The following is a 19,348-nucleotide window of genomic DNA, read 5'->3' on the forward strand; positions in this document are numbered from 1 at the left end:
GGCAACGGATCGCGTGCCATCATTCTTTCAGCCATGGCCGCGCCGGCTAGGCGGCCCCGTGTCCGGCCGCCACTTCCTCGCCCGCCCTGACCGGTCCCGGCGGAGTGCCCCCGCCGAAGGGGCTGCCGCCCAGGGACTCCCTGCGGTGTGGGGTCAGCCAGCCGGACAGCTCGGGGCCGGCCGGGACGATCTGCGTGGGATTGATGTCCTCGTGCACGATGTAATAGTGCTGTTTGATCTGCACGAAGTCGATGGTGTCCCCGAAGCCGGGCGTCTGGAACAGGTCCCGGGCATATCCCCATAGTGCCGGCATTTCGCTGAGCTTGTTCCGGTTGCACTTGAAGTGGCCGTGGTAGACGGCATCGAAGCGTGCGAGCGTGGTGAAGAGCCGGATGTCCGCCTCGGTGATGGAGTCGCCCACCAGGTATCTCTGGCCGGTCAGCCGCTCCTCGAGCCAGTCCATGGCGTCCCACAGCCGCGTGTAGGCAGCATCGTAGGCCTCCTGGGACCCCGCGAAGCCGCACCTGTACACACCGTTGTTGACCTCGGTGAAGACTCGCTTGTTGACGCTGTCGATTTCCTCGCGGAGGTGCTCCGGGTACAGCTGCGGAGCGCCGGGGCGGTGGAAGTCGGTCCATTCCGTGGAGAAGTCCAGCGTGATCTGGGGGTAGTTGTTGGTCACCACCGCGCCGCTGGCGACATCCACGACGGCGGGAACCGTGATGCCGCGGGGGTAGTCCGGGAAACGGCGGAAGTACGCTTCCTGCAGGCGCTCGATGCCCAGCACGGGATCCTTGCCGTCCGCGTCCAGGTCAAAGGTCCAGGACCGGGCATCATGGGTAGGGCCGGGCTGGCCGAGGCTGATGACGTCCTCGAGGCCCAGGAGCCGGCGGACGATGACGGTGCGGTTGGCCCACGGGCATGCCCGCGCGGCGATCAGCCGGTAGCGTCCCGGCTCCACCGGCCAGCCCGGCTCACCGTTCGGCCCGGGGGTGCCGTCCCGGGTGATGCGATCCTCGATGTAGTGGGTGTCCCGGTTGAACTCGCCGCCCGTGACATAGGCGCCCTTTGTACTAAGTTGCTCGGTGCTGTCCTGGCCCGTGCTTTGTTGACCCGTACTGTCCTGGCCCGTGCTTTGTTGACCCGTACTGTCCTGGCCCGCGCTTTGTTGATCCGTGCCTTGTTGTTCCGTGCTGCGGGGCTCCGCGGCGTGCAGTTCCCTGCTGCGCGGTTCCCCGGCATGGCGTCCCCTGTGTGCTTCGACTGTGCTGGCCTTCTCACTCATGGCACCAGCCTATGTTGCCGCCCCAAAGACCCGCGACATCGGCAGCCAGGCAAGCACCCAGCAGCCCGCCACCACGAAAGAGAACAGGGCGATCCAGACGCCGGACGGTACGGCGGTGGCGCGGTACAGGATGTAGGCATCGGAGGACCCCAGCTGGTCACGCCGCCGAAGGTGGACATTGGTCAGCTTGAAAAGGTCGCGGACGGCGGCAACCAGGAGGGCCACGCCCAGGATGATCGCCACGTGGCCGGTGAACGCGGCGGGCACATTGATGATCATGGCCGCCACCGCCACCACGGCCCCGAGGAGGATGAGCACGCCGGCGGCGTTCCGGATGAAAATCAGCGATGCCAACAGGATCAGCAGACCGGCCGACATGGCGGCCGGGCCCCAGCCGCTGAAACCCGCCCACACCAGGGCGGCGCCGGTCACGCCGGGAACGGGATAGCCCCAAAAGCCTGACCACACGGCGGCTGCGCGTCCCCGGGTATAGGACGTGGTGGTGCCGCCGTGATTGAGCTGCAGCCTGATGCCGCCCAGCCGCTGTCCGCTGGTGAGGGCGGCAAAGGCGTGCCCCAGTTCATGGGTCACCGTGGCGAGCAGGCCGAAATAGCGCCACGTGGCACGGGGGACGGAAAGGACCGCCGCGATGAGTACGACGGCCAGGAGCTCGGTGACGGAGACTGCGGGAACAGCGGTCTGGGTGAATCCGGCAACCACCCGGTCCCACCATTGTTCGGGCAGCGACGGGCCGGGGACTTGCACATAAACCATAGGTATCAAGGCTACAGGGGCGGTGCCCTTCGGGCCCGGCTCACAGGCCGGGCAGCGTGGGCGGATCTTCCATCAGCGATGAAGCGTCGTCCGGAACCACCAGATCCAGCATGCTCACCACGGGGGCTTCGCCCATCGCGACAAGGAGCTCATTGATTGACATCTGCCCGGCAAGTTCACCGGGATGTTCCTCTTCCATACCTAGAACATATGTGCGAGTGGCGCCGAGGGCCGCGAAGGACACGCGGCAACAGCCGATCCCGGGCGCTGTGGGGTCCCGGGCGCTGTGGGGCCCCGGCAGTGTGGGGTCCTGGCAGTGTGGGTTCTGGCAGTGCAGCCCGGCCGGGTCCACGATTGAGGTACACACCGATCCCGAGAGAAGGACATCATGGCCACGCTGAAGGAACGCCTCCACGGGGACGTCGTTGCACATCTGAAGGAGCACAACAAGGTGGCCCTGGGCACCGTGCGCAGCGTCCTGGGCGAGATCGAGACCCGGGAAAAGTCCGGCAAGACGCCGGTGGAGCTCGACGACGCCCAGGTGACGGCGCTGCTGCAAAAGGAGGCCGCGAAACGGCGCGACACCGCCCGCATCTACACGGAGGCCGGGGAACCGGAGCGGGCCGCCGCGGAAGTCGCCGAAGCCGAAGTTATCGAGGCTTACCTGCCGCAGGCTCTCTCCGCCGCCGAGGTGGAAAGCATCGTGGACGAGGTCATCGAGGGCCTGCGGGCGGACGGCACGGAGCTGTCGGTGCGGCACATGGGCGCCGTGATGAAGCCGGTGACAGCCCGGGTTGCCGGCCGCTTCGACGGAAAGGCCGTGAGCGACATCGTCCGGCAACGGCTCGCCTGAGCAGCACAGTTTCCTGTCAATCGACACCGCCCCCTTGAGGCGGACCGTCCCCTCAACCGAGACCCTCGCTGAACCGAGACCTGGCTCAATCGACACTGTCCGGTAATGGGAGGACGATTAAGCTACACCAACTGTTAGGAGGTCGGTGATGTGCTATTCATCGTGTGAGGGATGGCGGAATTACAGGAAGGAAGCGGCGAAGGAGGCCGAGGGACGTCCGGAAGCAAGGCCGGCCGACACCCCCGAACCCCAGGTGCAGGCAGAGGAAAGCAGAATGTGGGCCTACCTCGCCCGGCTGGAGGAAGCCGCTGACCGCGAGCCTGACCGCATCCGCGAGAACGCGTAGGCACAACAAGGAAAGGCCCCGCCGGCGCGGGGCCTTTCTTTGCGGCTTCTGCCCGTCGCAGCTTCCGCTCTTCCTCCTGCTACAGGATGCCTGCCCCTATGTCGCGCCCGATCCGGCGCAGCAGGGCGGCGGACAGCCCGGGGTCCCTGGCGGAGTCCCGGTCCGTGTACTCCGCCAGCGTGTAGACCCGGCTCAACGACATCTCGGACCAGCGCTCCTTCGGGAGCAGTGACCTGCCTGCGACGGCGATGACGGGTTGGCCGCCCGAGCGCCGGGCGACGGCGGCAGGGAGTTTGCCGCCCAGGGTCTGTTCGTCGATGCTGCCCTCGCCGGTGATGACGACGTCGCAGCCCTCCTTGCGCGTGTTGAAATCCAACAGGTCCAGGAAGTAGTCCGCGCCTGACACCTGTCTTGCCCCCAGGAGCAGGCAGGCGAAGCCGAGTCCGCCCGCGCTGCCGGCCCCGGCGTGATCAGCCAGCTTCCGGGCGTCGGGGATGCCGTACTCCGACAGCTCGTCGACAAAGCGCTTCAGACCGTCCTCAAGAACCCCGATTTCCCTGGGCCCCGCACCCTTCTGCGGCCCGAAGACGGCGGGAGCGCCCTGGCGGCCAAGCAACGGATTGTGCACATCGCTGGCCATGACGAGCTCGACGCCCGCCAACCCCGGACAGCTGGTCCACTCGATGGACCGGATCCGGCCCAGTGCTTCGCCGGTGCCGTTAAGCTCATGTCCGGCAGCGTCAAGGAAACGGAAGCCCAGAGCGGACAGCATGCCCATGCCGCCGTCGGTGCTGGAGCTGCCGCCCAGCGCCAGCACTACCCGGGCCGGCTTGAGGCCAAGGGCGAACCGGACTGCTTCCCCGAAACCGCGGCTGGAGGCATTCAGCGGGTCCAGCTCGCCGTGCGGCAGCAGAGCGAGGCCACAGGTGTTGGCCACCTCGACGACTGCCGTGGCGCCGTCGAAAGCGATGTCCGCCTGGACGGGCCGGCCGGTAGGACCGGCCACGGTGACGCCGTACCGGGCAAAACCGGAGGTGACTGCGGCATCCACACTGCCATCCCCGCCGTCGGCCAGGGGCAGCAGTTCACAGTGGACCCCGCCGGGCCTGCCGGCGCGGTCAGTCGCCGAGCGGAGCCCTGCAGCCAGGGCATCGGCCACCTCAGCCGCGGTGAGGCTGCCTTTGAACTTGTCGGGTGCGATCAGGGCCCTCAGGGGAGCCGGCGCGGTGGAGTGGTCCATGTCAGATAGATTCCGAGTAGGCGGGGCTGCGGTCATGGGCGGGGTCCGCCGGCCGGTGTTTCGCGTCGCCGTGCTGACCGGTGTGGTGGCCGTATTGGCTCAGGTTCTCGTCAATGGAAGTGACCTCGCCGGCCTGCACGGGATCCTCGGCAGCCAGCGGCTCGACCGTCTCCCCGGCGAAGACCCGGCGGGCCCGGTCGGCGTCGAGGGTGCGGTCCCACCAGGCGATGAAGAGCGTGGCGACGGCGTTGCCGGTGAAGTTCACCAGGGCGCGGCATTCGGACATGAACTTGTCGATGCCGAAGATGAGCATGATGCCGGCGGCAGGAATGGTGCCGAGCGTGGTCAGCGTGGCGGTCAGGGCGATGAAGCCGCCGCCGGCGACGCCGGCAGCACCCTTGGAGGTCAGCAGCATCACGGTGAGCAGGCCCAGCTGCTGGCCGATAGTGAGGTTCGTGTTGGTGGCCTGGGCGATGTAGAGCGCGGCCAGGGACAGGTAGATGGCGGCGCCGTCGAGGTTGAAGCTGTACCCCGTGGGGACAACGAGGCCCACGGTTTCCCTCTTCACGCCGGCGTGTTCGAGCTTGCGCATCAGGCCCGGCAGGGCCGGTTCTGCGGTGGAGGTGCCCAGGATGAGCATGTATTCCTCTTTGAGGTGGCGGATCATCGTGAAGATGTTCAGCTTCAGGAAGGCCATGACCGAGCCGAGGACCACGACGACGAAGAGGATTGAGGTGATGTAGAAGAGGGCGATGAGGCCGCCCATGCTGGTGAGGGACGAAACGCCGAACTTGCCCACGGCGTAGGCCATGGCTCCGAAGGCGCCGATCGGGGCGGCCTTCATGATGAAGCCCAGGATCTTGAACATCACCGCGGTGAGGCGCTGCACACCGTCCAGGACGGGCGCACCCACCTTGCCCATGGCGTTCAGGGCGATGCCGAAGACAACGGCGATGAAAATGATCTGCAGGATATCGCCGTCAACGAAGGGCCCCACGATGCTGTTGGGGATGATGTGTGTGAGGAACTGCCACCACTCCTGGTGTTGGCCGGCGTCGATGAGCTTCGCAGCGGATTCGGAGGTCTTGATGGTGGATGCGTCGGCGTTGACGCCGTCCCCGAGCCGGAAGATGTTGATGGCCACCAGGCCGAAGGCCAAAGCGCAGATGGTGCCGATCTGGAAGTAGGTGAGCGCTTTCAGCCCGGTCATCCCCACCTTTTTCAGGTCGGCGACGCTGGCGATGCCGCCCACAATGGTCAGGAACACGATCGGGCCGATGAGCATCTTCATTGCACTGACGAAGGTTGTGCCGATGGGTTCCATGGCGATGCCGGCGGCCGGAGCCAGCCAGCCAAGCAGAATGCCGAAGACAATGGCTGTCAGCACCCAAAAGTACAGCTGCCTGTACCAGCGTGTCTTGCGGGCCGGCGATGCCTGGCCTGCGGTGGTGGTGTGGTCCATGATTCCTACCTCGTTGTGGAATGTGGTGGTCCCTTCCCAACACTCGCAAGCTCGTGTCGGGGCCCTCGGGACGCAGCTTATGGCTAGGGGGCGTCCGACGGCGGCGGGCCGGCCGCCGTCGGACGCTTTAGCAGGTGGGGCGTTAGGTCAGACGGCGGCGAGCGAGTGGGTCAGCGCCGCGATGATCGCTTCGGTGACGTCGTCGGTGCTGGATGCGCCGCCGACGTCGCGGGTCAGGTGGCCGGTGCCGGTGGTCTGTTCGATGGCGGCCTCGATGCGGCGGGCTTCCTCGTGCAGGCCGAAGTGGTCCAGCATCAGGGCTGCGCTGGCGATCGCGCCGATGGGGTTGCTGATGCCCTTGCCGGCGATGTCGGGCGCTGACCCGTGGACGGGTTCGAACATGCTGGGGAAGCGGCGCTCGGGGTTCAGGTTGGCGCTCGCGGCCAGGCCGAGGCTGCCGGCCAGGGCGGAGCCGAGGTCGGAGAGGATGTCGGCGTTCAGGTTGGATGCGACCACGACGGAGAGGTCCTCGGGGTGCAGGATGAACTTGGCGCTCATCGCATCGACGAGGACGCTTTCCGTCTGCACATCGGGGTAGTCCAGGGCCACGCGGTTGAAGGTTTCGTCCCAGAGGACCATGCCGTACTGCTGTGCGTTGGACTTGGTCACCGAGGAGACCTTCTTCACGGTGCGCGTCCGGGCGAGGTCGAAGGCGAACCGCATGATGCGCTCGCAGCCCTTCTCGGTGAACAGCGCGGTCTGCAGGGCCACCTCATTGCCGGGGCCGCGGCCACTCAGGTTCCGTCCGCCCAGGCCTGCATATTCGCCCTCGGAGTTCTCGCGGACAACGATCCAGTCGAGTTCGGTGTTGTCCGCCTTGCGGAGCGGGGACTGGATGCCGGGGAGGAACTTGACCGGGCGGACGTTGGCCCACTGGTCGAAGTTCTGCGTGATGTTCAGGCGCAGGCCCCACAGGCTGATGTGGTCCGGGACGTTCTCCCAGCCGACGGCGCCGAAGTAGATGGCGTCGAAGTCCTTCAGTGCGTCCAGGCCCTTGGGGTCCATCATCTGGCCGGTTTTTTCGAAGTAGCCACAGCCCCACGGGAATTCGGTCCATTCGAAGGCGAATTTGCCGTCGGAGCCCGCTGCCAGCGCGTCCAGGACCCGGCGGCCGGCGGAGACGACTTCCTTGCCGACGCCGTCTGCGGGGATTGAAGCGATGCTGAATGTCTGGGTGGCGCTCATTGCGTTTCTCCTCGTTGAGTGTGTTGGCAGGGTCACACTGCCTTTCCTCTTCAAGTAGAGGCCACGCCGGTTGGATGCGTCCAAGACCAAGATTCGATCCGGTAGATAGGTTCAGCCTATGAGTCGGCGTCTGCGCCCTCCTGGGCCACGTGCCGTTTCGCTACGTCGAGGAAGGCGCGGGCAGCGGGTGTCAGGCCGTCCTTCCGGCTCAGGATAGCCACATCCAGGTGGGAGACGGGTTCGATTTGCAGGGTGCGAAGCCCGGCCTTGTGCGCGGTGGGCGCCCACGACGATGGCATGACGGCGTGTCCGACGCCGGCAAGCACCAGTGGCAGGATCGAGGTCCGGTGCGCAACCTCGACGACGATTTCAGCTTCGACGCCGTGGGCCAGTGCATCGTCCACGAGCCAGCGCATCAGGGATCCGCGCTGGCTGGCGATGAGCCGGTGCCCGTCCAGGTCCTCCCGCTGGATCGTGCTTCCGGCGGGGAATGTGTCCGCCTGGGGGTTGACGATGAGGATGAGCGGCTGGCGCTCCACGTCCAGCACGTTGACTCCCGGGACACGGATGGGGCTGGACGAGCCGGCCAGTCCTATTTCTGTGCTGCCGCTGCGGACGGATTCGATGACCTCCTCCGGAGTGAACGCGGCGCTGACGTTGAGGCGGACCTCCGGGTGCAGCCCGGTGAACGCAGCGGTCATGGACGTCAGCGGCTCGATGCCGGGGGAGGGCATGGTGATGATGTCCAGGCGTCCGCTGCGCAAACCGCGAAGTGCCTGCACGGCGGATTGGGCGGCATCCAGATCGCGCATGACCAGCCGGGCGGGACCCACGAGTTCCTTGCCGGCCTCGCTGAGGACTGCCCGGCGCCCGATGCGGTGGAACAGCGGCACGCCCAGTTCCTTCTCCAGGCTGGCGATGGTCTGTGACAGGGACGGCTGGGCGATGAGCAGGTGTTCGGCCGCGCGGTTGAAGCCATCGTGGTCCACTACCGCGAGGAAATACTTCAGCTTGCGGGTGTCCACGCTGGCTCCTCTTCCGGTCCGCTGTGCTGTCCGTCCCGGACCTGGCCCCGCAGCGCGCCCCGGGGTGGGGTGGCCTGCCGGAGCCCTGATAGTTTACGCCTATCAGCGGCCGAGGGCCGTGAGCTGACAGAGTTCCGCGCAGTGACTGCTGGCATACTCTGAGCATGGCCGTCACTTTTACAAGCACCACACGGACAACCATCGGGATGACCGAGCTGTTCGACCTCTCCCGAAGCATCGATGCCCACAGGAACTCTATGGCCCGCTCGCGGGAGGAAGCCGTTGGTGGCGTCACTTCCGGGCTGATCTCTCTGGGGGAGGAAGTAACCTGGCGCGCCTGGCACTTCGGACTGCCGATACGGATGACGAGCCGGATTACCGAGATGCAGCCGCCCCACTACTTCGTTGACGAGCAGGTCCGGGGGCCGTTTCGCCGCTTTCGCCACGTCCACGAATTCAGTGCCGACCGGGCCGGAACCGTCATGGTGGACAGGATCGACTTCGCGGCGCCGTGCGGGCTCCTGGGGCGCCTGGCGGAGAAACTCTTCCTGGCCCGTTACGTCCGCCAACTCATCGAGACGCGAAACCTGCACCTGACCGCGGGAGCACGGGCTGAGTGATGCTTCCGGCGGTCAGGCGCAGGAGTGCGCTACTGGACTATGCCTGCCGGGCTGCAAGCTCCTGAAGGGCGTGCTCCTGTTCTGCCGCTTTCCGGGTTTTCCTTGACTGGGCGAACCGCAGGTAGAGCGACGGCACAATGAACAGGTTGAGCAGCGTGGACGTCAGGAGCCCGCCCAGGATGACCACGGCCATCGGGTATTCGATCTCATGGCCCGGGACGTCCCCCATGACCACCAGCGGCACCAGGGCAAGTCCTGTGGCAAGGGTGGTCATGAGGATCGGGGAGAGCCTTTCGCCGGCGCCTCTCAGCACGAGCGAGCCGCTGAACGGAACCCCCTCGATCCTTTCCAGATGCTGGCAGTGGCTGATGAGGAGGATGCCGTTCCGGGCCGCGATGCCCATGACCGTCAGGAAGCCAACGAGCGAACCCAGTGACAGGACGCCGCCGGTAAAGTACGCGGCAAGGACCCCGCCCACGAGCGCGATCGGCAGGGTCAGGAGGGCGAGGATGGCCAGCCGCCAGCTGCGGAATGACGCCTGCAGCAGCACGAGGATCAGGATCAGCGCCGCAATGGCGAAAATGGTGAGGCGCTCCGTGGCTGCCTGCCGTTCCGTGTATTCACCCAGAAGCTGGACGCTGTAGCCTGCCGGCAGATTCAGCGTTTCCAGGCGCTCCTGCAGCTTTGTGACCACCGCGCCCAGGTCCGCTTTGGGGTCGATGAAGGATCCAACCTCGACCCTGCGGGACCCGTTCGTGCGGTCGATGAGGTTCGGGGTGGACTGCACGTTGACGGCGGCGACGTCGGCAAGCCGCACGCGCTGCCCGCTCGGCGTATCGATGGGCAGGTTCTGGATGCTGGTGACGCTGGCCCGCGTCTCCGGTGTGCTCCACACCTGGACGTCGTAGGCGCGTCCGTCCCGGAAGACGTCGCCGACTTCCTCTCCGGCCACGAGCGTCGCAGCAGCGCGCCGCACGTCCCCGGGCTTGAGGCCGTACCGTTCCGCCGCGGCCAGGTTCACTTTAACCGTGATCTGCGGGACATCGACTTCCAGGGAAATGTGGGGGTCATCGGTCCCCTCAATCTCGCTGAGGACCTGCTTGACCCGCTGGGCCTGCTCACGCAGCACGTCAAGATCATCACCGTAAACCCGGACCAGGATGGGTTCACTGGCGCCCGTCAGGACCTCTTCGATCCGCTCTTTCAGGTACGTCTGCACGTCCCGATGCAGTCCCGGGTATCCGTCCACGACCTCCTGGACGGCCGCGACTGTCTTTTCGTAATTGGCGTGGCGGTCAATGCTGATCCAGTGCTCTCCGGCGTTGACGCCGACGATTTCGTCTGCCTGGAACGCCTGGCCAATGTGTGTTCCGCAGTTCAGGACTCCAGGCACCTTGAGGAACGCCGCGCAGCCCCGCTGCGCAATGCGGTATTCCTCCGCTGCCGAGGTGCCGGGTTCCGAAACCCAGTGCATCAGGAAGTCACGTTCCTTGAACGTGGGGAACAGGGACTGCCCCAGCAGCGGGGCAATCGCCAGACCGACCAGCGCAAGCGCCCCGAAACCGGCGTAGCCGTAGCGCGGCCGGTTCATGATCCGGGACAGGAGCGCGTGGTACCCGCGTTTGAGCACGCGGACCAGCGGGGGATCGAGTTGCTCCAGCTTCGCCCTGGACAACAGGATCAGGGCCAGCGCCGGCGTGACAGTCAGCGCCACGAGCATCGAGGCGAGGACTGCCAGGGTGTAGGAGACGGCAAGCGGTCTGAAGAACACTCCCGTGAGCCCGTCAAGGAAAAAGATGGGCAAGGCGGCAACCACGATGATCAGCGTGGCGTAGACGATCGGACTGCGCATTTCCAGGGAGGCTTTCAACACCACGGATGCGGTCGGTTCACCCCCGCCGTAGGCGCGGTGCTGCCGCAGCCGCCTCATGATGTTTTCGACGTCGATGATTGCATCGTCGACGACGACCCCCACCGCGATGACCAGCCCGGCCAGGATCATGGTGTTGACCGAGCCGCCGGTGAGGTAGAGCACCATGACGGCGGTGAGCAGGGACAGCGGAATGGCGATCAGGCTGATCAGCGCTGTCCGCCACTGGAACAGGAACGCGCTCAGGATCATGACCACCAGCAGGCATCCGAGCAGGAGGGCGAGGCTGAGGTTGGAAATGGCCTCCTCGATGAAGCTCGCCGGGCGGAAGATCGTGGTGTCGAAGGTGACACCACTCAGTCCGGGCTGGAGTTCGTGGAGGGCTTCCTCAACGCCCTTGGTCACGTCGAGAGTGTTGCCCCACGGGAGCTTCTCGACAATCAGCATCAGTCCGTGGCCGTTGTTGATGACGGCGTCACCGATCAGCGGCTGGTGGTCCTCCACCACCCGCGCCACGTCACCCAGGTGCAGGGCGGTCCCGTGGTCCTCACGGATCGTCACCTTGGCCAGATCCTCGGGGCTGGTGATCGGCTGGACGTGGCGGATGCTCATCCGCTGGTTCGGGCTGCCCACGAAGCCGCCGGTGCCGATGAATTTCCCGGGTGAGTACTGCAGCAGGCCGGCGTCCACGGCCCCGGCCGTTACCTCCATCACCTGGTTCAGCGAGACATTCTTGGCCTTGAGCCGCTCCGGCTGGACCTGGACCTGAAGCATCTGGAGCCGCTCGCCCCAGATGGCGACGTTGGCCACCCCCGGCACCCGCAGCAGCCGGGCGCGGATGGTCCAGTAAGACAGCATGGACATCTCAATCAGCGACCGTTTGGACGACGTCATGCCGATCTTCATCACACGGCTGGTCGAGGATAGCGGCTGCAACATCACCGGGGGAGCTGCCCACGTGGGCAGGGCCGCCGTCACGGCGGCCATCCGCTCGGATACCTGCTGCCGGGCGTTCAGCAGGTCCGTGCCCTGTTTGAAGATCAGGATGATCGAGGACAGCTGGGGCACCGATTTTGACCTCAGCTCATCCAGGCCCGGCATTCCGGAAAGGGACGCCTCGATCGGCACGGAGACCAGCTCCTCAACCTCCTGGGCTGTAAGCCCCAGGCATGCGGTCTGGATCTCGACCTGCGGGGGAGCGAACTCCGGGAAGACATCCAGGGATGCCTTACTAAGCTGGACCGATCCCAGCAGCATCACCACGCACGCGATAGCTACGACGATCGTCCTGAACCGGAGGCTGATTCCTACGATCCACCGCATGTCAGCTCGCCACATCCAGTTCAGCGCCGAAGAGTTCTTCGGCGCCCAGGGTGACCACGGTCGTGCCCGGGGCCGGACCGTCGCTTAGCGTGGCCACGTCCCCGTCGATCCGCTCCACCGTGACGGGCTGGCGGACGTAGACCCGCGGACCGGCAATCGTGTAAACCCAGGTTTTGCCTTCGCTGTCATAGAGGATCGCCAGGTAGGGGACGGTGAGCTTTCCGCTCTTGGCATCCCGCTTCGTCGCCGACGTCTCGAGGCCAATATTCCCCGCGGCGTGTTCGTTCAGCGTGATCCGCTTCAGGTTGGTTCCCGGTACCTCCTCAAGGCTCGCGGCAACGTCGCCGGCTGCAGCGGTGTCCTGCGACGGCTGGCTGCAGGCCGGCAATGCCTGGGTCAGGAGGCCCAGGACGGTAAGGACCATCAGGCCGCGCATCCGCGGCGACGTCTGTGTCATGATGCATTCCGGCTTTCACAGGCCCATTTGGGCTTCGGCTACTGCGGGATCTGTCGCGGGTTGTGTTCCGCCCTGTCCGCGTTCGAAGCGGAGCAGGATGGCGGGGAGCACAAAGAGGACGAAAAGGGTGGTGGTCAGCAGGCCGCCCCAAATGATGATGGCGATCGGCAGGATGACCTCGGTGCCTGTCACACCGCCCAGGAGAACAAGCGGAACAAGTGCGACGGCGGTGGTCACCGCGGATGCGAGGGTCGGCTTGAGCCTGTCCCGGGCGGCGCGGATCACGAGGGCGGGCACGGCGGCTTCGCTTTCGGCGGCTCGGAGGTTCCTGACCTCGCCGGCGAGCAGCAGGCAGCTGCGGACCGCGATGCCCAGGACCGCAGAGAATGCGGCAAACGCCGCCAGATAGTTGGCTTCGCCGTCAGCCAGGGCCGCAATGACGGCGCCTGACAGGGAGGCGATCAGTCCGAGGAACACCGCGGCTGCGAGCCGCCACCCGCCGAGCGCTGTCTGCAGCAGCACCAGGATGCCGAAAGCAGCTACGCCTGTAAGCAGCCACAGCCACTGGAAGCTGGACTGCTGCTGTGCAAACTGGGTGAGGATCTCCGCGTGGTACGCCACCGGGAACTGGATCTGCTGCAGGCCCCTGTCGATGTCCTGCTGCACCTCGGCCAGCCCGCGCCCCTGGATGTCAGCCGTGACATCCACCCGCCGCGAAGTGTCGTCATGCAGGATGACGGCATCGTTGGGAACGACGGTCACCTCGGCCACGTCGCCAAGTCGCACATGCCCGCCTGTGGGGGTGTCGATCAGCAGTTCACGGACGCTGGTGAGGCTGTTCCGGGTTGCAGGCGTTCCCTTGACTACTACGGAGAAGACCTTCTGCTGTTCGTAGACGTTGCCTACTTCGATGCCCTGCAGCAGCGCGGCCGCCGCACGCCGGACATCGCCAGGTATGAGGCCGGCCTTCTGTGCTTTCGCTAGGTCCACCTTGACCTGGACGGTGGGCTGTTCAACGGGGGCATCGACTCGGGGATTCACCACACCGGCCGTGTGCGCCAGTACCTGCCGCACCTCCTCGGCCTTCGCCCGAAGGGTGGCCATGTCCACGCCGTAGACCCTGACGCCGAAGCCGGAGTCGGCAGCCGCCCGGATCTGGTCAATTTTCTGCTGGGGGTAGGTGGAAACTGTTGCCCTCAGGCCCGGGTACCCGGCCACGACGCGTTGCACGTCCTCGAGGGTGCTGGAGTACGCGGCATCCTTCGCCACGCCCACCCACAGCTCCCCGGAGCTGATGTCTCCCACCTGGTCGGAAGTAACGGCACGGCCAACCTCGGCCGCAACATTGGAAACGCCCTGCACGGCGCGCAGTTCGCGGGCCGCGGCGTCAGTGATCCGGACCATCTCCTGGTCAGAGGTGCCGGGAGCGGCACTCCACTGGACCACCAGTGTATTGTCTGCCAGTACCGGCACCACTGGATGGTTGGGGACCAGTTGCGGTGCAAGCGCCAGCGTGGCCAGCGCCATGACTGCCGCGGCGGCGAAGACAAGCGCGGGCTTGCCGGGCCGGCGGGACAGCGTCCGCCCATACCGTACCCGGAGGCGCTGCATGGCCTGGCGCTCGCGGCCCCGGGCCGCAGATGCCGGCGGCAGGAAGAATACCAGGGCCGCCGTCACTGTAAGCGCCACGACCATGGAGACGGCCAGGGCGAGCAGATACGTCAGCACCAGGGGTCCGAACATGGCCCCGTTCTCGCCGGGGACAAAGAGCATGGGGAGCACGCTCAGTGCCATGATCAGCAGCGCGTAGAACAGCGAGGTGCGGACAGGCCGCAACGCCTCCGCAAGCATGGCGCCCCTGGAGTCCCCGGCATCCGTTCCACGGGAGGCGCGGTACGCCCGGGCGGCGCAGTTCAGGTCTTCCGCCACGTCCCCGATGATGACGCTGAGGGCGAGGATCATGCCGGCGAAGACCAAGGTGTTCAACCCGCCCCCGCGGAGCGTAATCAGCAGGGCCGCCGCAATCAGCGAGAGGGGAATGCTGATCAGGCTGATGAGTGCGCTGCGCCAGGACCGGAAGACCACTCCGAACGCCACAGCAACCAGCAGCAGCGTGACGAGCAGCGCGACGCCAAGGGTGCCCATTTCCTGCTCTACATACGACTCCTGCCGGTACACGTTCGTGTCGACGGTGACGCCCGGCAGTCCGGACTGGAGCTCGCGCAGGGTCTCGTCGAGCCCACGCGTCACATCCGCGGTGTTCGTCTCCGGGAACTTCTCAATCACCAGCAACAGCTCGGCATCCTGGCCCTGCTGCGCATCACCGATCAGCGGCTGATGATCCGTCTGGACCTTGGCGACGTCCCCCAGGAGCAGTTTGCTGGAGGTACCCTGGAGGCTGACTTTGCCGAGGTCCTCGGGTGTGGTGATAGGCAGGACGTGCTGGACTCCCAGCCGCTGGTGTCCCGTCTCCAGGAAACCGCCTGTGCCGGGCGTTGAGGCCTCAAGGTAGCTCAGCGGCGACACCCACACGGAGTTGCCGGTGGTCCTGATGACCTGGTCCAAAGTGACGCCCTTGGCTTCCAATTGCTTGGGGTCCACGAGAACCTGCAGCTGCTGGTCGCGCTGGCCCCAGATCGAAATGTTGGCCACTCCGGGAACGGCCAAAAGTGCGGGCTTCATGGTCCACCGCGCCAGAACGGACATGTCGATGGGGGACATGTCCTTGGACGTGAGCCTGACCATCATCACCCGGCTGGTGGAGGACAGCGGCTGCATGAGTACAGGCGCTGCTGACACGTTGGGCAACGCCCTGGCCTGCGTCAGGCGCTCGGCGACGAGCTGACGTGCACGGAACATGTCTGTCCCCGGCTGGAAGACCAGCTGGATGGAGGACAGTCCGGGAAGCGACTTGGAACGGATCGCCTCCACCCATGCCACGCCGTTCAGCAGGTCGGCCTCCATGGGCGACGTGACGAGCTGTTCGACTTCGGCCGCGGAGAGGCCCAGGGCCTCCGTCTGTATTTCGACCTGCGGCGGGGCGAACTCGGGGAAGGCGTCAACCGGCATGCTGGGCAGCGCGGTGAAGCCGTATCCGAGGACGCCGGCAGCCACTACCAGGACCAGGATCCTGAACTGCAGAACCCAGCTCAAAACCGCGCCCATCATGGTCTGTTCACCGCCAACGTCATTCCCGCTGGGTTTGGGGTGAACGAAAGGCCGGGGGTGCAGCCGAACCGGTGGCGATGTCGGTGTTTGCCGGGCAGTTCGGAGGGTTTTGGCGTTTCAGGAAGGACTGCTTGGGGGTTCACGTTCAGATCTGCTCTGGCGTGACCGGGAAAAGACGTCTCAACTGCAGAATAAATGCTCACGGCGCGGCTCCATTGCGTTTGCCATAGCGCCCCCCAAACGTCTAGCAGAATGATGGTCCTCGCAGAGGGCCACGTCAATGGCATCGGCCGGAGTCCTTTTCCAGGGCTCAGCGGCCCGCAATAAGCTCTGCGACCCGGACCAGCTCTTCCTCGAGGTTGTAGAAATGGGTGGCCAGCCGAATGCTGCCGGCCCGGACGGACACAACCACGTTCTCATGGCGCAGCCGGGCCATGACGGCGTCCGGATCGTTCACCGGAACGGAGATGATGGTGGAGCGGTGCGGTTCGGGGAAGGACCGGAAGCTGACACCTTCCGCCTCCAGCGCGTTCCGCAGGTGAAGGGCAAGCCTCGCGTTGCGTTCGAGGACCGGGCCAATGCCGAACCGGTGCAGGACAGCAAGCGCCGCCTGGTCGGCCAGCGCGGGGAACCAGGCCAGTGACGCGTCCAGCTTCGACGCCGTCGGCGACAGGTCCATGTCCGGCCCAATGAAGCTTTCGAGCGGCAGCCGGGCGGCTTTCCAGCCCGGCACGACGGGTCGAAGACGGTCGATCAGTCCGGGGCGGACGTAAAGGTAGCCCATGCCGCGCGAGCCGAGCAGGAACTTGTGGCTGGCGGTGGCGAGGAAATCCACTCCGTCGCGCGCCACGTCAAGGGGCACGGCACCGGCCGCCTGGCACGCATCGACGAAAAACCACGCGCCCGATTCGGCTGCTGTGCGGCTGATGGCGGCCAGGTCCGCCCGGAACCCGGTGACGGGGTGCACGGCGCTGACGGCGATGAGCCGGGTCCCGCCGTCGGCCGCCCGGGTGAGGGCCTCGGCCGGCACCACATCCCCCTCTGCTGCAACAGCACGGATGTCGTAGCCACGCTCCCGGAGGAGGAGCCAGGGGTAGTAGTTCGACGCGAATTCGTTCTCCGCCACAACGATGTTCTCACCGCTTCCGGCGGGCGGCAGATTGGCGGCCACAATCCCCGCCGCGGTGCTGACGGCCGGGACGATGGCAATGTCTGCCGCGGTGGCTCCGATGATCGCTGCGAACATGCCGCGGGCGTCTTCGCCCGCCTGCTCTGCTTCCATCCAGTCGAACCGCCCTGCGGACCAGCGCCCGAGGGCCAGTTCATAGGCCTCCCTGGCAGGCGTGCAGCCGGCGCACATGGTTGCGGTATTGAGGTAGATGGTGTTCTTGAGCCCGGGGAAAAGCCCGCGGATGTCGGTGACGTTCATTGCGTGGACCTTCAGAGTCACTGCTAAGCCACCGGTGACGGTCCACCTGGTTCAACGAAGCGCTGGGTCCGCTCGATCTCGGCAACCTTCGGGTCCGTTTCATCGGCGCCGTAATCAGACCGGCGCGTCTTGTCCTCGCCCTGGGGGACCTTGAGCGCGCGCAGCACCAGGGTCAGTACGACGGCGACAAGCAGGTTGAGCACGAACGCCGACACGGCGATGTACACGGTGAAGCCGGTCCCGGGGACGGGAGCAATGGAGCCGCCGAAGTGCGCATGCGTGATTGGGTTGATGACGTTGTAGGCCGAGGCGATGCCGAACGCAATGCCCACAGCCCATCCAACCAGCAGCGCCCAGCGGTCAAACCAGCGCGTGTAGAGCCCTGCCACGACCGCCGGGAAGGTCTGCAGAATCCAGATGCCGCCAAGCAGCTGCATGTTGATGGCCGCGGACTGGTCCATGGCGATGACGAAAATCAGCGCACCCACCTTCACCACAAGCGAGACAATCTTGGACACCTTCGCCTCGGTCTTGGGGTCGACTTCAGGCCGAAGGAAGTCCCGGTAGATGTTGCGGGTAAACATGTTCGCCGCGGCAATGGACATGATGGCTGCCGGCACCAGCGCCCCGATGGCGATGGCTGCCAGGGCCACCCCCGCGAACCACGCAGGGAAGTGGTCCAGGAACAGCTGCGGCACCACGAGCTGGGGGTTGACCGACCCGTTGAGGTCGATCGGCTTGGTGCCGGCCTTGATGGCCACGAATCCCAGCAGCGCGAGGAAGCCGAGCATGAGGGAGTACAGCGGCAGAATCGCGGCGTTGCGGCGGATCGTATTGCGGCCCTTGGACGCAAGCACGCCGGTGATGGAGTGCGGGTACATGAACAGCGCCATGGCTGACCCGAGTGCCAGTGTCCAGTACGCCGAGTAGTTCGCGGCCGAGGGAATGAACACCCCGTTGGGCTTCCCTGTCGCATCGTTGACGGTGTCCAGCTTCGTCTTCGCCGCCCCGAATATCGCGTCCCACCCGCCGAACTTGATCGGCAGGTAGATGACCGCGACGATCACCGCCAGATAGATGAGCAGGTCCTTGACGACGGCGATCATCGCCGGCGCCCGCAGCCCCGAAGTGTACGTGTATGCGGCCAGCACAACGAATGCCAGGATGAGCGGCAGGTCAGTCAGCAGCACGTTCTCGGAGCTTCCCAGACCGAGCACGGTGAGGACGGCCTTGATGCCCACGAGCTGCAGGGCGATGTACGGCATGGTTGCCACAATGCCTGTGACGGCGATGGCGAGGGACAGCCACCGGCTCCCGTAGCGGCCGCCCACGAAGTCCGCCGAGGTGACGTAGCCGTGCCGGTGGGACACCGACCAGAGCCGGCTCATGATGATGAAGATGATGGGGTAGAGGACGATCGTGTACGGGACAGCGAAGAAGCCGCTGACGGCGCCCGTGGCCCACATCGCCGCCGGAACGGCAACGAACGTGTAGGCGGTATAGAGATCGCCGCCCAGCAGGAACCACGTGATCCATGTCCCGAAGCCGCGGCCACCGAGGCCCCATTCGTCGAGGCTGTGCAGACCCTCGGTGTCTGCCGTCCGGCGCCACCGGGCGGCCAGGAAGCCCATGACGGCGACGACGACGAAGAGCAGCACCACGATGATGAGGGCGATCCAGTTGATCTCACGCCCGTTCATGCCCGCTCATCTCCATCCAGTGAATCGCTGTCCGGTGCCTCGCCGTCGCGATCGGCAGCGCCCGCGCGGGCTGCTGCCCGCCGTCGTCGGTCCTCTGTGTTCACGAGCCAGTACGCCACGCCGCTCAAGGCGGCGGACAAGGGAACCCAGAGCAACTGGTACCAGTAGAAGAACGGCATGCCGCCCAGGGCCGGCGCGTTGAAGGAGTAGGTCTGCGGCATGAGCGGGAGCAGGATGGCCGCGGACAGCAGTACGCCGGCGAGGGCGTACCGCCCGCGCCGCGCCGGCCCGCGGGTTGCAGTGTTGCGGGTCGGCAGTCCGGCACCCGGGAGAGGCCCCGGCACGGGGCGCTGCTTCGGGTCAGGACGATCTTGATGGGACACCCGACGACCTCCTTGTCAGCCCGTCTCCCTGACTCCGGGTCCCGGGGCGCGGGTCCCCGGAGTGCGGTGAGGCGCAGGTTACAAACGTTGCCCTCCAGTTCCTTTGTACGCCCGTCAGCGGCGCTCGGGAAGAGCGTGGACAGTGCCGTAACAGTCGGTAACGCGCCT

16 protein-coding genes are annotated in these 19,348 nt (G+C 66.0%); 3 read left to right on the forward strand and 13 right to left on the reverse strand.

Annotated features, from left to right (window positions below; all coding sequences use genetic code 11):
* Window positions 1–46 precede the first annotated feature (46 nt).
* The 3 genes from ACFTSA_RS09570 to ACFTSA_RS09580 are packed head-to-tail and all read right to left on the reverse strand — an operon-like array spanning window position 47 to window position 2,258.
* A complete protein-coding gene (locus ACFTSA_RS09570; RefSeq protein ID WP_377951037.1) occupies window positions 47–1,285 on the reverse strand; it encodes a glutathione S-transferase family protein in 1,239 nt (412 codons plus the stop codon).
* A 9-nt stretch (window positions 1,286–1,294) separates the two neighbouring features.
* Window positions 1,295–2,059 (reverse strand): M50 family metallopeptidase, encoded by a 765-nt coding sequence (locus ACFTSA_RS09575; RefSeq protein WP_377951038.1) that lies wholly within the window; start codon window positions 2,057–2,059, stop codon window positions 1,295–1,297.
* A 40-nt stretch (window positions 2,060–2,099) separates the two neighbouring features.
* Window positions 2,100–2,258: a hypothetical protein gene (locus tag ACFTSA_RS09580; protein WP_331568787.1), complete on the reverse strand. Its 159-nt coding sequence runs from the start codon at window positions 2,256–2,258 to the stop codon at window positions 2,100–2,102.
* Window positions 2,259–2,447: 189 nt separating this feature from the next.
* Here ACFTSA_RS09580 and ACFTSA_RS09585 point away from each other — a divergent pair, with 189 nt between their 5' ends.
* Together ACFTSA_RS09585 and ACFTSA_RS09590 are read left to right on the forward strand one after the other, a co-directional pair.
* Window positions 2,448–2,912, forward strand: coding sequence for a GatB/YqeY domain-containing protein (locus ACFTSA_RS09585; RefSeq protein WP_377951039.1), 465 nt, complete (start codon window positions 2,448–2,450; stop codon window positions 2,910–2,912).
* Between the two features lie 148 nt (window positions 2,913–3,060).
* Window positions 3,061–3,258, forward strand: coding sequence for a hypothetical protein (locus ACFTSA_RS09590; RefSeq protein ID WP_377951040.1), 198 nt, complete (start codon window positions 3,061–3,063; stop codon window positions 3,256–3,258).
* 79 nt (window positions 3,259–3,337) lie between these two features.
* Here ACFTSA_RS09590 and ACFTSA_RS09595 read toward each other — a convergent pair whose 3' ends face one another.
* From ACFTSA_RS09595 to ACFTSA_RS09610, 4 genes are all read right to left on the reverse strand, one after another.
* On the reverse strand, window positions 3,338–4,498 hold the full coding sequence (locus ACFTSA_RS09595) for a glycerate kinase (RefSeq protein ID WP_377951041.1): 1,161 nt from the start codon (window positions 4,496–4,498) through the stop codon (window positions 3,338–3,340).
* A gap of 1 nt (window position 4,499) precedes the next feature.
* A complete protein-coding gene (gene dctA, locus ACFTSA_RS09600) occupies window positions 4,500–5,960 on the reverse strand; it encodes a C4-dicarboxylate transporter DctA (RefSeq protein WP_377951042.1) in 1,461 nt (486 codons plus the stop codon).
* Between the two features lie 147 nt (window positions 5,961–6,107).
* Window positions 6,108–7,205 carry a tartrate dehydrogenase gene (locus tag ACFTSA_RS09605; protein WP_377951043.1) on the reverse strand — a complete coding sequence of 366 codons (1,098 nt, stop codon included), beginning with the start codon at window positions 7,203–7,205 and terminating at the stop codon, window positions 6,108–6,110.
* Window positions 7,206–7,321: 116 nt separating this feature from the next.
* A complete protein-coding gene (locus tag ACFTSA_RS09610; protein WP_377951044.1) occupies window positions 7,322–8,230 on the reverse strand; it encodes a LysR family transcriptional regulator in 909 nt (302 codons plus the stop codon).
* Between the two features lie 164 nt (window positions 8,231–8,394).
* On the opposite strand from ACFTSA_RS09610, the gene ACFTSA_RS09615 reads away from it, so the two are divergent.
* Window positions 8,395–8,850: a cyclase gene (locus ACFTSA_RS09615; protein WP_377951045.1), complete on the forward strand. Its 456-nt coding sequence runs from the start codon at window positions 8,395–8,397 to the stop codon at window positions 8,848–8,850.
* A 37-nt stretch (window positions 8,851–8,887) separates the two neighbouring features.
* Here the strand turns inward: ACFTSA_RS09615 and ACFTSA_RS09620 are convergent, their stop codons facing one another.
* The 6 genes from ACFTSA_RS09620 to ACFTSA_RS09645 form a co-directional block, all read right to left on the reverse strand.
* On the reverse strand, window positions 8,888–12,043 hold the full coding sequence (locus tag ACFTSA_RS09620; RefSeq protein WP_377951046.1) for an efflux RND transporter permease subunit: 3,156 nt from the start codon (window positions 12,041–12,043) through the stop codon (window positions 8,888–8,890).
* 1 nt (window position 12,044) lies between these two features.
* Window positions 12,045–12,500 carry a hypothetical protein gene (locus ACFTSA_RS09625; RefSeq protein ID WP_377951047.1) on the reverse strand — a complete coding sequence of 152 codons (456 nt, stop codon included), beginning with the start codon at window positions 12,498–12,500 and terminating at the stop codon, window positions 12,045–12,047.
* A gap of 15 nt (window positions 12,501–12,515) precedes the next feature.
* On the reverse strand, window positions 12,516–15,668 hold the full coding sequence (locus tag ACFTSA_RS09630) for an efflux RND transporter permease subunit (RefSeq protein ID WP_377951048.1): 3,153 nt from the start codon (window positions 15,666–15,668) through the stop codon (window positions 12,516–12,518).
* Between the two features lie 310 nt (window positions 15,669–15,978).
* Window positions 15,979–17,097 carry an aminotransferase class V-fold PLP-dependent enzyme gene (locus ACFTSA_RS09635; RefSeq protein ID WP_377951049.1) on the reverse strand — a complete coding sequence of 373 codons (1,119 nt, stop codon included), beginning with the start codon at window positions 17,095–17,097 and terminating at the stop codon, window positions 15,979–15,981.
* A gap of 23 nt (window positions 17,098–17,120) precedes the next feature.
* On the reverse strand, window positions 17,121–18,797 hold the full coding sequence (gene mctP / locus ACFTSA_RS09640; protein ID WP_377951050.1) for a monocarboxylate uptake permease MctP: 1,677 nt from the start codon (window positions 18,795–18,797) through the stop codon (window positions 17,121–17,123).
* Complete coding sequence (locus ACFTSA_RS09645) at window positions 18,794–19,180, reverse strand: DUF3311 domain-containing protein (protein WP_377951051.1); 387 nt, start codon at window positions 19,178–19,180, stop codon at window positions 18,794–18,796. Before ACFTSA_RS09645 ends, mctP begins: the two co-directional genes overlap by 4 nt.
* Window positions 19,181–19,348 lie beyond the last annotated feature (168 nt).

It is taken from the genome of Arthrobacter sp. NPDC057013 (assembly GCF_042674585.1).
Lineage (GTDB): Bacteria > Actinomycetota > Actinomycetes > Actinomycetales > Micrococcaceae > Arthrobacter.